Here is a 13073-nt window from a genome sequence, read left to right as displayed (position 1 = left end):
CTCAGAGCGAGCTAGAAACCCACCAGGAGGCACTCCCCGATGACCTTCCAGCGCATCACTGTTCGCCCGGACCAGATGGACGGGGTCCCCTGCATTCGCAACCTGAGGATTCCGGTTGCAACCATCGTAGGGATGGTTGCGGATGGTGTCAGTGAACGAGAGATTCTCGATCTCTATCCGGATCTGGAGCTTGGGGATGTCAGAGAAGCTCTCCGCTATGCGGCGGAGGCTCTCCGCGAGAGGACTCTTCCCCTCGTTCAAGCTTCGTGAAGTTTCTTATCGACAACGCACTGTCCCCACGAGTCGCAGCTGGCTTGGTCTCTGCTGGTCAAGACGCCATCCATGTCCGGGATCTCGATCTACAACACGCCCCCGATTCAGAGATCTTCGAGAAGTCCTTAGCCGAAGACCTAATTCTGGTCTCAGCCGACACCGATTTCGGCGCCTTGCTGGCGCTCCGCGAGGAAAGCAAACCCTCGGTCGTATTGTTCCGGAGAGGTGTCGAGAGACATCCGGATCGGCAAGTTGAGCTGCTAGTCCAGAACCTAGAGAACCTGCGTAGCTCTCTCGAGCGAGGCTGTGTGGCGGTCTTGGAAGAGGATCGAATCCGAGTTCGCTACCTCCCCTTTGTGGCCGGTCCGTAGAGAGTCGACCTTTCCCTTCAATGCACCGGCGAGGAAACCGCCGTGTCGTCGAGCTCGTCCTCCGGTGGAGGATCCTCGAGGGCCGTGGGAGTGTAGGTGGGAACGAGCTGGCGGAGGAGGGCGAGGGTGGTTTCGCGATCTTCCGCCAGGGCGGCGCGGGCTAGCCAATCCACCTGCTCCAGAAGATCCGGCGGCGGGGCCGGGGATTCCGCCACGAAAATCTTGCGGTCGATGCGGTGGGTGCTCTCCTCCTCCTCCGTCATCAGCTCCTCGTAGAGCTTCTCCCCGGGCCGCAGACCGATGACCTGAATGGGAATGTCGATTTCCGGCGCCAGCCCCGCCATGGTGATCATGTGCCGAGCCAGGTCGAAGATGCGGATCTGCTCCCCCATCTCCAGCACGCAGAGCTCACCGTAGTCGCCGTAGGCGGCCTTGAGCACCAAGCCCACCGCCTCGGCGATGGTCATGAAGTAGCGCCGCACGTCCTCGTGGGTCACCGTCACCGGTCCGCCGTCGGCGATCTGCTCGCGGAAGAGGGGCACCACCGAGCCGGCGGAGTCGAGGACGTTGCCGAAACGCACGGCGGTGAATCGAGTGGTGGAGCTGGCCGCCAGCGAACGCACCAGCATCTCCCCCACCCGCTTGCTGGCCCCCATGACGCTTGTGGGGCGCACCGCCTTGTCGGTGGAGATGAAGACGAAGCGGTCGGCGCCGTAGGTATCCGCCGCCGTCGCCACGTTGCGCGTGCCGAGGATATTGTTCTTCACCGCCTCCCCGGGGGCCACCTCCATCAGCGGCACGTGCTTGTGGGCGGCGGCGTGGAAGACATCCTGGGGCCGGTGATGAGCGAAGAGGGAGAGCATGCGGCCGGCCTCCCGAACGTCCGCCACGTCGGTGCTTAGCGCCGCCTGGGGGTATTTGCGCTGGAAGCGGCGGTGCAGAACGTAGAGGCCGTTCTCGTTCATGTCCACCATCACCAGCCGCCCGAGCCCCGCCTGCAGCAGCTGGTCGCAGATCTCGCTGCCGATGGAGCCGGCGGCGCCGGTCACCAGGGCGGTGCGGCCGGCGATGGCGGCGGCATCCTCGCTGGCGGAAAAACGCACCGGCGGCCGCGGCAGAAGATCCTCCGGTGACAGGTCCTGCAGGCGGACGCTGGTCTCCTGCTCCTGGAGGTAGACGTAGGAGACGGGAAGAATCTTGAAGCGAATCTTGAGGTCGGCGCACAGCGAGAGGATTTCGCGGATGCGCTCCGCCGGTAGTCGGGGGATGGCGATGAGCACCTTGCCCACGTCATGGCTCTTGACCAGCTCCGGCAGGTCGCCGATGGCTCCCAGAATCGGCTGGCCACCGACGATGGTGCCCCATTTCGACCGGTCGTCGTCGACGAAGCCCACCACCCGATAGTTGTGCTCGTCGGAGCGCCGCAGATCCCGCAGCAACATCTCGCCGGCGGCGCCGGCGCCGACGATGAGGGCGCGCACCGAGTCCTTGCGGCGCGCTCGCCGGCGATCCACCCGGTACATCCAGGCTAGCCGCGGCGCAAACCGCAGCACGGCCATCACCGCCGTGGAAAGCAGCAATTCCAGCACCACCACCGAGCGCGGCAGGCCGTGGAGGCGCAGCAGGAAGATGCCGGAGAGGAAGAGGCCGGTCCCGGCGATACCGGAAGCGGCGATGCGGGCGCCGTCGGTGAGGCCCGAAAGCAGAAAGGACCAGCGATGGAGACCGAAGAAGGTGTTGCAGGCGACCCGGCAGACCACCAGCAGGAGCAGCGTAGCGGGCAGGTCCTCGGTCCAACGCTCCGGCACCGCGCCTTCGAAGCGCAGCAGCAGGGCGCTCCACAGCGCACCGACGGCGATGGCGCCGTCGAGGCCGAGGATCATCAATCGGCGAAGGGGAGCCTTGATGTGATTCACGAGGAGCGGGTCAACCTATTGTTCGGAGCAATTATGCTGAGGCAGCAACACTACCATGAGCGGCCCAAACCCCGCACCGCCTGCTCCAATGCCGTCACCACCCGGTCCACCTGCTCCGGCTGCAGACGATTGTGGAACGGTAGGGCGATGGTGCGGCGCGCCAGGTCCTCGGTCACCGGCAGATCCCCCTCGGCAGTGTCCAGGCTCTGGCGAATGAAGGGCTGAAGGTGAATGGGTGAGAAGTACGCCCGGGTGGGTACCCCCTGCTCCGCCATGGCGTCCATCACCGGCTGGCGGTCGAGCCCCGGTTCCAGCAACACCACGTAGACGAACCAGCTCATGCGCACGTGGTCCGCGACCTGCGGCGGACGCACGAAGGGTAGTCCGTCGAGACGCCGAGCGTAGAGATCCGCCACCCGCTGGCGGCGACGCAGGAAGTCCTCCAGCCGGGCCAGTTGACTACAACCCAGGGCGGCGCTCATCTCGTCCAGGCGGTAATTGTAGCCAAGCCGCTCGTGGGCCAACCACTGCCCCATGGAGCTGCGGCCCTGGTTGCGCAGACTGCGGGCGACGGCAGCCAGCTCGTCGTCGTCGGTGACGATGAGGCCCCCCTCGCCGGTGGTCATCTGCTTGTTGGGATAGAAGGCGAAAACACCGGCCTCCCCCAGCGCTCCCAGCTTGGTGCCCCGGTGCTCAGCCCCCAAAGCCTCGCAGCAATCGTCGATGAGGTGCAGGTCATGCTCGCCGGCAAAGGCCTGGAGCTCGTCCCAGGGCGCCGGATGACCGAAGGCGTCCACCACCATCACCGCCTTGGTCCGCGGCGTGCGGCGCCGCTCCAGCTCCTCCGGATCGAGGTTGAAGGTTTCGCCTTCGATCTCCAGGAAGACCGGCGTCACCCCTTCGAAAAGCAGCGGCGTGACGCTGGCCACGAAGGTGAAGGACGGCACCAGCACCTCGTCCCCGGGGCCCAAGCCCAGAGCCCGCACCAGCACGTGAAGACCGGCGGTGCCGGAGCTGACGGCGATGCCGTGGCGCACCCCCACATACTCCGCCAGGACGGCCTCGAAGCGCTCCGCCCAGGGCCCCAGAGCCAGCCGCCCGGAGCGCAGCACTTCCATCACCGCCGCGACGTCGGATTCGTCCAGATCCGCCGCCGACATGGTCAGCGGTGGCTCGGCGGCGGCTGCTTGGGAACCCCTCTGGGGCTGGTCGTCGGTGCTCATCCCGGGGATTTGACCATTGCCGAGCCTCAGGTTCAAGGGGCAGGAGCAAGCCGCTCTTGACACCTCGCCGCCGGAGACCTAAGGTCTTGAGAACTTTGCGGCAAACCCATGGCCACGGGGATCGCTGATCCCCCGGTCCGCAGCTCGGAGGCTCCCAGGTGAACGACCAACCCAAGTCCCAGCGACCGGTGCGTCGAGGGCCCTACCCGGAGATCACCATCCCGGCGGTGCTCACCGGCTACGGCATCGGCGCGGTGATCGTCCTGTCCATCGGCTATCTCAGCCTCAAGCTCGGCTTCTCCATCGAAGGATCGGAGCTCGCCGCCATCCTAGGATTCTTCATCCTGCGCGGCCTCATGGGGCGCAACTCGATCATCGAGAACAACATCAATCAGACCCTGGCCAGCGCCGTCAACGGCGCCTCCGCCGGGCTGATGTTCTCGCTACCGGCGATCTTCATCCTCGGCATCGAGGATTTCAACAAGCCCCTGACCGTCCTCGGCAGCATCGCCGGAGGCGTTCTGGGCATCGCCTTCATCATCCCGCTGCGCAAGCAGATGATCGACTTCAACCGCCTGGCCTTCCCCGGCGGCATTGCCACCGCCGCCATTCTCAAGGCTCCCGGGGCCGGCATCCGTAAAGCTCAGCTGCTGCTGGGAGCGGCGGCCCTCAGCGGCGTCCTGCACTTGATCGCCCTCAACACCATCGAGAACTTCAACCTCGGTGCGGTCCTCGGGCTGCCGCCGTATATGAACGGCATTTGGTATTTATCCCTGCTCACCATCGGCACCGGCTTCCTCGCCGGCCGCGGCGGCTTCTTCTTCATCGTCGGCGGCTTCGTCTGCTATTGGGTCCTGGCCCCCATGCTCGCGTTCCAGGGGATCATGCCCAACCTGGTGGGGGCGGAAGCGTCGGATCCCGGGGTGGCGGAAATGCTCCGCCTCGGGCTCTTCCGGCCGCTGGGTATCGGCATGCTCATCGGCGGTGCCCTCGCCGGCATCTTGCTGGCCTTGCCCTTGGTGATCAGCGCGGTGCGCAGCATGCAGACGGCAGCGAAGACCCGCAGCTCCCTGGCCAAGGACGAGATGCCCATCCAGCTCCTCTACATGGCGATCGTTTGCGCCTTCGTGGTGCTCGGCATCATCGCCATCCTCTCCACCCAGGAGATGGGGCTCGGCCGGGGCCTGCTGATGGCCGCCCTGGGAACGCTGTGGATCTGGATCGCCGGAGTGGTGCTCTCGGAGTGCATTGGCCGTACCAATTGGTCGCCCCTTTCGGGCATGACCCTCATCGGCGTCACCATCCTCATCTTCGCCGCCAGCGGCCTGGCGGATCGCGCCACCATCGTCTCCTCCATCATCGTCGGCGCCGCCATGTGCGTCGCCATGAGCCAGGCCACGGACCTCATGCTCGACCTCAAGACCGGCTATCTGGTGGGAGCCATCCCGCGCAAACAGCAGATCGCCCAGTTCATGGGCACCTGGCTGGGACCGATCCTGGTGGTGGGACTGATCCTGGTGCTGCACAAGGCCTACGGTATCGGCGGCGCCGAGCTGCCGGCGCCCCAGGGACAGGCCCTGGCGACGGTGATCAACGGCATCCTCGGCGGCGACATCCCGATGCAGAAGTATGTCGCCGGCGCCGGTCTCGGAGCCCTCCTCAGCTTCAGCGGCATCGGCGGGCTGGGAGTGTTGGTGGGCCTGGGCTTCTATCTACCCTTCAACATCGTCCTCACCTACTCCATCGGCACCGCCCTGCGGCTGGCCTCGGATCACTTCAAGGGCCCCCTGTTCAGCGAGGACGTGGGGATTCCGGTGGCCGCGGGCTTCATCGTCGGCGAGGCCATGGTGGGCATCGGCTACGCCCTTTTCCGAGTATTCGGCGCGTGATCAAGCCAGTGTGATTCAGACAGTGGAGATCGAGCCATGAGAGCCATCGGATACATCCTCATCGTCGGCGGCTTCCTCGCCGGTGCCTTCATCGCCGTCCAGGACCAGCTGACGGTCCCCGTCGGGCCCTTCGTCATCTCCCTGGTGGTAGGGGCCGTGGGCATCGTGATGGTGCGCTGGGCCACTCACCGCGCCGCCACCCACGAGGACCACCTGGCGGCGAATATCAGCACCATCGGCAGCAGCCTGGCGCAGGTGGTGGAGGATGTGGAGAAGCTGGAGCAGGAGAAGGACGACATCGACGTCTACGAGCTGCGCCACGTCATCGACCGCACCTTCCCACCCCATCTCCAGGCCTTCATCGAGGCTCGGGAGAGCATCGCTCACAGCTACGGCCTACCCGCCTATGCCGACGTGATGAATTCCTTCGCCGCCGGCGAGCGCAACCTCAACCGCGTCTGGTCCGCCTCCACCGACGGCTACATCGACGAGGCCCACAACTACATCACCCTGGCCCGGGAGCAGATGGTCGAGGCGCTGGCAAAATTCCGCGCGCTGGAAGCCGGCGGAGTCTCTGCTTAGTCCCCCACCAGCGTTTCCCACAGATACACCACATCCCCCCGCAGACTCCACTGCTCCACATAGGCGCGGTTGAGGCGGACTTTCTCCGGCCAGATCACCTCGCGGTTGAAGCGTTCTGGATCGTCCTGAGCGGCCAGCAGCTCTTCTTCCCGGCGGAAGGCGAGGGTGGCGGGGCCGGTGATGCCCGGGCGCAGGCTGAGCACGACCCGATCCTCCCCTTCCAGACGGTCCGCAAAGCCGGGAACGTCGGGACGCGGACCGACGAAGCTCATTTGCCCCAGAAGCACGTTGATCAACTGCGGCAGCTCGTCCATCTTGGTCCGCCGCAGCCAGCGCCCCATGGGAGTGATGCGGGGATCCCGGGCGGTGGTGACGGAAGTGGTGAAGCCGGGGACGTCGCGCATGGTGCGCAGCTTGAGAAGGGGAAAGAGCCGCCCGCCGCGGCCAACCCGGGCCTGGACGAAGAAGCCGTTGGCGCGGCTGGCGAAAGCCGCCAGCAGATAGCCCACGGCGATGAGCCAGCCCGCCAGCAGTAGACCGAGGCTGGCCCCCAGGAGATCGAAACTGCGCTTGACGAAGCGCTGGCCCGTGGTGAGGCCTTCCGGAATCGTTTCCAGGGCTGCCCGCTGGTTGGAGGAATCATCCGCCACCGGCGGGCTCCCCTTCAGCGGCATCCTCCGCAAGATCACCATAGCCGAGCCGTTCCAGCGTCGGGCCGAGAATCGGCGCCAGACGGCCCTGGGTTTCTGCATCGAGCTGCCGCCGCCAGTTGCCGACGCTGGACGGCCGCACCGGCGCCGCCGCCCGGCCCACCAGCTCCTCCCAACCTTCCTCGGACGGTGCCTCGAAGCCCAGGTGATCCAGGAGAGCCAGCACCGAGCCCGTCGCGTCGGCGGTGAAATCCTCGTAGCGCAGAAAAAAGACCCGAGCGGGATCGATGGTCTCGAAGCCCTCCTCCGCCCGCTCCACCGAATGCCGCCATTGGAGGGCGCAAAGCTCGGTGAGGGTGTGTTCCCGGGCCGCCTCTTCCATCCCGGCGAAGCGCGGTCCCCAGACCGCCAGGCGACGTTCGCCGGAAAGCAGCCGATGCACCCGATTGGCGAGAAAGCGGTAGGCGTAGTACGGCAAGTCCAGGGGCGGCACGAAGCGTGCCTTGCGCAGCGAATAGGCCAGGTCCACCTCGGCGGTCCAGCGCTTCTCGGCGGAGGCAGCGACGTCGCGGCCGTCCCGCACCAGGAATACGAAGCGTGCCTCCGGCAGCACCCGGTGGACGAACTCCACCCGCAGGGAGTTGGCGCAGGTCTTCTCCACCAGCACCGGCCCGCCGCCCCCCACTGGTTTCGCGCGGCGAGCCTGGCGAGCGAAGGCGCGGCGGATGGATCGGCGCACGCTCTCCGTGGCCAGGAAGGGCTGGAGCTCGTCGTCCCCGTGGGTGAGGTTGCCGTGGCGCCAGACGGGATTGATCTCGTCGCAGGGCCAGGTGGAAAAGCCGGGCAGGGCGGTGAGCACGTCCCGCAGGATGTTGGTGCCGGAACGGGCGGCGCCGATGATCACCAGGGGCTGACAGCCCAAAGGCTCGTCTCCGGGGGCCGACTCGGTGCTGAAGGTCACTTCGTTCATCCTCGATCCTCGGTGGAGGCCAGTACGGGCTCGATCTCCGGTAGCCCGGCTCGGCGATAGATTTCCAACTGCTCCACCGTTCGCCGCCGCAGGCCGAATTCTTCCACCGCCCGGCGGTGGCCGGCGGCTCCCATACGGCGGCGCAGATCCGCGTCTTCTAGCAGGGCAGCGACGGCCCGGGCCAGGGCTTCGCCCTCCCGCGGCGGCACCAGCAGGCCGGTCTCGCCGTCCACCACCGTCTCCCGACTGCCGGGAGCGTCGGCGGCCACCACCGGCACGGCGCAGGCGGCGGCTTCCAGGGCCACTCGCGGCACTCCCTCTCGATAGTAGGACGGCAGAGCGAAGACCGCAGCGCCGGCGAGCACCTTCTCCAGATCCGGACGATATCCCAGCAGCTCGATAATTCCTTCCTTCTCCGCCCCCCGCAACCACTCCTCCGGCACCGCCTCCGGATGCCGGGGGTCGACTTCTCCCGCGATCTGAGAACGAGCCTCAGGATGAGTCTGGCGCAGGATCCGTGCCGCTTCCACGAACTCCCGCACACCCTTGGGCCACAGCAGGCGGGCGGCGAAGACCACCCGCGGTGCCTTCTCCACGCTCTCCTCCTCTACCGGCTGGAATCGCTGCAAATCGACGCCGGAGCCCAGCAGCAGGTGGCTTCTCTCCTCCGGAGCCCACCCCTGGTGCAGGAAGAGCTGCTGATCGTCGGGGTTCTGGAAGATCACCGCCCCGGCCCGATGCAGCACCCGGCGATAGCCCGCCGCGGCGAGGCGACGCACCACCGATCCCCGCAGCCCGGGCCGCTCGAAGGCCTGGCCGAGACCGGTGATGGTATGCACTACCACTCCAGTCCCGGTGGCACCTGCACCGGCAGCGAGGCCACCGAGGATGATCGGCTTGGCGTGGAAACAATGGGTCAGCCGCGGGCGCAGCCGGCGATGGAGGGCGCGCAGCCGCCGGTAGGCCCCCACATCCATGGTCGGGTGCAGGCCGGAGCGGGCGAAGGCCACCGCTGCCACCTCTGCTCCGCTGGCTTCGAGAGAGCGGGCGTGGTCATCGTCGGCGGTGGCCAGCACCACCCGCCACCCCTGGGCCACCAGCGCCTCGACGAGCAGCCGGCGGGACGAGGCGAGAGCATAGCCGCGGTTGGCGGCGAAGAGGGCGACGGGGGGGACGGTCATGATGGAGGGACGAAGAAGAGGGCTTGGAAGGCCTCAGGCAGCAGCGCTCGCGGCCTCCGACTCCGCCTCCAGCCATTGTTGGAAGATCAGCAGATCCCACAGATGGTATTGCCAATTGCGCTGTCCCGCCTGATGCTCGTCCCAGACCCGCCGGATGGGCGCCGGATCCAGATAGCCCTCCCGCCTCAGACGGTCCTCCGCCAGCAGCTCCTCCGCCCACTCCTTCAAGGGGCCTCGCAGCCAGTCGCCGATGGGCACCCCGAAGCCCATCTTGGGCCGGTCCACCAGCGCCTGGGGCACGTGGCGGTAGAGCACCCGGCGCAGCAGCCATTTGCCCTCGCCGCCGCGGATCTTCATCCGCCGGGGTAGCCGCCAGGCGAGCTCCACCAGGTGATGATCGAGGAGCGGCACCCGAGCCTCCAGACTCACCGCCATGCTCGCCCGGTCGACCTTGGCGAGGATGTCGTCGGGGAGATAGCTCACCGAATCGAGATACATGATGCGGTCGACGAAATGGGGCAGATCCGCCCGGTGGGCCGAGTCGGTGAGGACGGTGGGCGGCTCCTGGGCACCGCTGACCAGCGCCGCCGGATCCTTCCAATCCGAAACCAGCCGCCGGTAGACCGCTTCCGGATCCCGGGCGGAGAGCACGTCCGCCAATTTGTGCAGCTTGTCCCCCACCGAGCGGGACGAGCCCCAGCGGGCGAGCCGCGGCCCCAGGCCGCCCAGCAGCCGGTCCAGCACCGACACCGGCACCGCCTCCAGGCTCGCCGCCAGCGCCCGTCGCAGAGGGCCGGGCATCCAGCCGATGCGGCTCCACAGGCTCTGCATCAGGAAGTAGCGCTTGTACCCGCCAAAGAGCTCGTCGCCGCCGTCCCCGGAGAGGCTGACGGTGACGTGCTGGCGGGCGATCCACGACACCAGGTGGGTGGGGATCTGAGACGGATCGGAGAACGGCTCGTCGTACATCGCCGCCAGGCTCGGAATCACTTCCCGGGCGCGCTCGGCGGTGACGTAGAACTCGGTGTGATCGGTGCCCAGATGCTCCGCCACCGCCTTGGCGTGGGGCGCCTCGTCGAAGAGCTCGCTGTGGAAACCGATGCTGAAGGTGCGCACCGGCCGGGAGCTCTGGGCCTGCATCTGGGCCACCACCAGGGAGGAGTCGATGCCGCCGGAAAGGAAGGCTCCCAGGGGCACGTCGGCCATCATTCGCAGCCCGACGGCCCTCCGCAGCTCGGTGTCGAGAAGCTCCTCCGCCTCGCCGTCGGGGAGCCGCAACAGGTCCGAGACTCCCGCCTCCGCCGCCTCCCGGGCAGACCAATAGGGCACCGGTGAGGCGTTCCGCTCTTCGAAGGAGACCTCCAATCGCGCCGCCGGCGGCAGTTTGCGAATGCCGCGGTAGATGGAATAGGGCGCCGGGATGTAGCTGTGACGCAGCTGCAGGGCCAGAGCGTCCCGATCCACCTCGGCGCTGAAGCTCGGGTGGCTACGCAGCGCCTTGAGCTCGGAGCCGAAGAGGAAGGTGTCGCCGCACCAGCCGTAGTACAGGGGCTTCTCCCCCAGGCGGTCGCGCATCAGGTGCAGTACCCGGCGCTCCCGGTCCCACAGGGAGATGGAGAACATGGCGTTGAATCGCGGAAGCGCCCCAGCCACTCCCCAATGGCTGAACGCCTCCACCATCACCTCGGTGTCGCAGTGGCCGACGAATTGGTGCCCTAGATCCTCCAGTTCCTTGCGCAGAGCCTGGAAGTTGTAGAGCTCGCCGTTGAAGGAGAGAACCCAGCGACCGTCCTTGGAGGTCATGGGCTGGCGGCCATGCTCCGAGAGATCGACGATGGCCAGCCGGCGGTGGCTGAAACCGATGCCCGCCTCGGCATCGAACCACACCTCGCCGCTATCGGGACCGCGGTGGCGCACAGCTTCCCCCATGGCCGCCAGCCGCTGGCGCCACGAATCCGAGTGCACACCCGCCTGCAAGACTCCCGCTATGCCGCACATGATCTACTCCAGTTTCCTTCCCTCGCCATGCCCCGACCCAAATCAGACCGCGGGGCGGGTCAAGCATCGCATACCCACCCGGCCCTGACCAGTCACTGGCCTGCGACCCCTGCTATCCTGCGTCCACCTTGCGTCGCAGGATGCCCGTCATGAAGATCGTCCACATCATCACCGGCCTCGGCACCGGCGGCGCCAACACCATGCTGCTGCGGCTGCTGGAGGAAGGACGCCGCAGCGGGCTGGGGGGCCGGACGGAGGTCATCTCTCTCACCGGCCGCGGAGCCCTGGGAGATTCGGTGGAGGCCCTGGGCATTCCGCTCCACGCCCTCGGCGCCGCATCGCCGGCATCCATGCCTCTGCACCTGCCAGCGCTGTTGCGGGTGCTCCGACGATCCCGGCCGGATCTCATCCAAGGCTGGATGGTCCACGGCAACCTCGCCGCCTCCCTCGGCGCCCTGGCTCTTCCCCGCCCCAGGCCCCCGGTGCTGTGGAATATCCGCCAGAGCCTCTACGACCTGTGCTGGGAGAAGCGCACCACCGCTCTGCTGATCCGCCTCGCCGCCCGCCTCTCCCGAGGCCCCCGGGCCATCATCTATAACTCCCGCATCAGCGCCCACCAGCACCAGCAGCGGGGCTACGCTCCGGAGCGCTCCCTGCTCCTCCCCAACGGCTATGACACCGAGCGCCTGAAGCCCGATGCCGAAGCCCGAGCTCAGGTGCGCAACGAGCTCGGCCTGGAGGAGGAAACACCCCTGGTGGGTCTGGTGGGTCGTTGGGATCCGGTGAAGGACCACCACGGCTTCCTCCAGGCCATGGCCCGCGTGCGCCAGGCGCATTCGACCCTCCATCTCTTGTTGGTGGGCGCCGGCATCGATCCGGAAAATGACGATCTAGCCCGCTGGCTGGCGGAGACGGGCCTCACGGATCGGGCCCACCTGCTGGGCGAGCGCCGGGACATTTCCCGGCTCACCGCGGCCCTGGACGTGGCGGTTTCCTCGTCTTACACCGAGGCCTTCTCCAACGTGGTCGCCGAGGCCATGGCCTGTGGCGTGCCCTGCGCGGTCACCGACGTCGGAGATTCGGCTTTGATCGTCGGAGATACCGGTCGCATCGTAGCGCCGCGAGATCCCGAGGCCCTGGCGGCGGCGGTGAGCCGCCTGCTGGCCTTCTCGCAGGAAGAGCGCCGAGAGCTGGGAAGGCGAGCGCGACAGCGCATCGAGGAGCGATACTCCCTGGCCGCCGTCACCGCCCGCTACGACCAGGTCTACCAGCGAATTCTCGCCGGCGAGAGCGTCGATCAGGTTCGGGAAGCCCTGGACGCCTCGGTAGATGCACCAGTCGATGCCCCAGCTGGCCCGTCAGAGCCGCCGGCACCGAACTCGATGCTCCCCGACTCCGACGACCGTTCTAGGGCCGAGACGCCCAACAACAAGCCATAGAGCATCACCAAGCCTCGCTCGTCCAGCAGACCGTGCTGGAGCAGGCCCCAGAAGAAGATCACCGGCATCAAGAGCAGCCCCGGCAGGAAGCGCCGGCGGGCGAAATACCAGGTCCCTCCCACCAGGAAGGCCAGGTAGGCTCCCAATCCCGGCAGCCCCCACTGCACCCAGACGTCCAGATACATATTGTGGGATCCGCGGCCGGAGCGATAGCTGGCGCCGGTGCCGTGGCCCAGGATCGGTGCCTCAGAGACCTGCTCCCAAGCCTGGGCCAGGAGCCGCAGCCGCCCTTCCTCGGAGCTCAGCCAGCTGGTGTCGCCGGTGAACATGGCGACCCGGGCGCGGGCGGTGGGACGCTCGAACATCCCCACCCCCTCCCGGGCCAGCACGAAGGCAGCGGTGAAGACCAGGATGATGACCACCGCCGCCGGCACCAGCCGCCGGGCATGGAGATAAACCGGGCGGCTGCGCAGGGTGAGCAGGTTGATGCCCAGATAGCAGCCCACCAGCACCGCCCACAGCACCACCCCGCCGCGGGAGAGGGTGGCCAGCACCCCGAGACCGGCGGCGGCCAGCAGCAG

Annotated in this window: 11 protein-coding genes and 1 pseudogene; 5 read left to right on the top strand and 7 right to left on the bottom strand. The window is 67.4% G+C overall.

Annotated elements, in window-relative coordinates; genetic code table 11:
* The first annotated feature begins 39 nt into the window (after positions 1–39).
* Positions 40–270 (top strand): DUF433 domain-containing protein, encoded by a 231-nt coding sequence (locus SX243_21000; GenBank protein MDY7095462.1) that lies wholly within the window; start codon positions 40–42, stop codon positions 268–270.
* Positions 267–644: a DUF5615 family PIN-like protein gene (locus SX243_20995; protein MDY7095461.1), complete on the top strand. Its 378-nt coding sequence runs from the start codon at positions 267–269 to the stop codon at positions 642–644. The genes SX243_21000 and SX243_20995 overlap by 4 nt, the downstream gene beginning before the upstream one ends.
* A 17-nt stretch (positions 645–661) precedes the next feature.
* On the opposite strand, the gene SX243_20990 is transcribed toward SX243_20995, so the two are convergent.
* A complete protein-coding gene (locus SX243_20990; protein ID MDY7095460.1) occupies positions 662–2560 on the bottom strand; it encodes a nucleoside-diphosphate sugar epimerase/dehydratase in 1899 nt (632 codons plus the stop codon).
* 50 nt (positions 2561–2610) lie between these two features.
* Positions 2611–3783 carry a DegT/DnrJ/EryC1/StrS family aminotransferase gene (locus tag SX243_20985; protein ID MDY7095459.1) on the bottom strand — a complete coding sequence of 391 codons (1173 nt, stop codon included), beginning with the start codon at positions 3781–3783 and terminating at the stop codon, positions 2611–2613.
* A gap of 158 nt (positions 3784–3941) precedes the next feature.
* Here SX243_20985 and SX243_20980 point away from each other — a divergent pair, with 158 nt between their 5' ends.
* Together SX243_20980 and SX243_20975 are read left to right on the top strand one after the other, a co-directional pair.
* On the top strand, positions 3942–5672 hold the full coding sequence (locus SX243_20980) for an OPT/YSL family transporter (GenBank protein MDY7095458.1): 1731 nt from the start codon (positions 3942–3944) through the stop codon (positions 5670–5672).
* Positions 5673–5708: 36 nt separating this feature from the next.
* Complete coding sequence (locus SX243_20975; protein ID MDY7095457.1) at positions 5709–6254, top strand: hypothetical protein; 546 nt, start codon at positions 5709–5711, stop codon at positions 6252–6254.
* Here SX243_20975 and SX243_20970 read toward each other — a convergent pair.
* Genes SX243_20970 through asnB form a run of 4 tightly spaced genes read right to left on the bottom strand, consistent with a single transcriptional unit; the run spans position 6251 to position 11053 of the window.
* Positions 6251–6904 carry a sugar transferase gene (locus SX243_20970; protein MDY7095456.1) on the bottom strand — a complete coding sequence of 218 codons (654 nt, stop codon included), beginning with the start codon at positions 6902–6904 and terminating at the stop codon, positions 6251–6253. The genes SX243_20975 and SX243_20970 overlap by 4 nt on opposite strands.
* A complete protein-coding gene (locus tag SX243_20965) occupies positions 6894–7874 on the bottom strand; it encodes a sulfotransferase (protein ID MDY7095455.1) in 981 nt (326 codons plus the stop codon). The genes SX243_20970 and SX243_20965 overlap by 11 nt, the downstream gene beginning before the upstream one ends.
* Positions 7871–9055 carry a glycosyltransferase gene (locus SX243_20960; protein ID MDY7095454.1) on the bottom strand — a complete coding sequence of 395 codons (1185 nt, stop codon included), beginning with the start codon at positions 9053–9055 and terminating at the stop codon, positions 7871–7873. The genes SX243_20965 and SX243_20960 overlap by 4 nt, the downstream gene beginning before the upstream one ends.
* A 33-nt stretch (positions 9056–9088) precedes the next feature.
* Positions 9089–11053 (bottom strand): asparagine synthase (glutamine-hydrolyzing), encoded by a 1965-nt coding sequence (asnB, locus tag SX243_20955; protein MDY7095453.1) that lies wholly within the window; start codon positions 11051–11053, stop codon positions 9089–9091.
* A 149-nt stretch (positions 11054–11202) separates the two neighbouring features.
* Between asnB and SX243_20950 the strand changes: the two genes are divergently transcribed.
* Entirely contained in the window at positions 11203–12492 is a 1290-nt protein-coding gene (locus tag SX243_20950; GenBank protein ID MDY7095452.1) for a glycosyltransferase, read from the top strand.
* Positions 12493–12638: 146 nt separating this feature from the next.
* Here the strand turns inward: SX243_20950 and SX243_20945 are convergent.
* A pseudogene (locus tag SX243_20945) lies at positions 12639–13067 on the bottom strand (O-antigen ligase family protein).
* Between the last annotated feature and the right edge of the window lie 6 nt (positions 13068–13073).

The sequence above is a fragment of the Acidobacteriota bacterium genome (assembly GCA_034211275.1).
Taxonomy (GTDB): domain Bacteria; phylum Acidobacteriota; class Thermoanaerobaculia; order Multivoradales; family JAHZIX01; genus JAGQSE01.
This window is presented reverse-complemented; position numbering and strand designations above follow the sequence as displayed.

Excerpts from the sequence above, each read along its gene's own strand:
- SX243_21000 (MDY7095462.1), top strand. The coding sequence starts at position 40 with ATGACCTTCCAGCGCATCACTGTTCGCCCGGACCAGATGGACGGGGTC.
- SX243_20985 (MDY7095459.1), bottom strand. The coding sequence starts at position 3,783 with ATGAGCACCGACGACCAGCCCCAGAGGGGTTCCCAAGCAGCCGCCGCC.
- SX243_20975 (MDY7095457.1), top strand. The coding sequence starts at position 5,709 with ATGAGAGCCATCGGATACATCCTCATCGTCGGCGGCTTCCTCGCCGGT.
- SX243_20965 (MDY7095455.1), bottom strand. The coding sequence starts at position 7,874 with ATGAACGAAGTGACCTTCAGCACCGAGTCGGCCCCCGGAGACGAGCCT.
- SX243_20960 (MDY7095454.1), bottom strand. The coding sequence starts at position 9,055 with ATGACCGTCCCCCCCGTCGCCCTCTTCGCCGCCAACCGCGGCTATGCT.
- asnB (MDY7095453.1), bottom strand. The coding sequence starts at position 11,053 with ATGTGCGGCATAGCGGGAGTCTTGCAGGCGGGTGTGCACTCGGATTCG.
- SX243_20950 (MDY7095452.1), top strand. The coding sequence starts at position 11,203 with ATGAAGATCGTCCACATCATCACCGGCCTCGGCACCGGCGGCGCCAAC.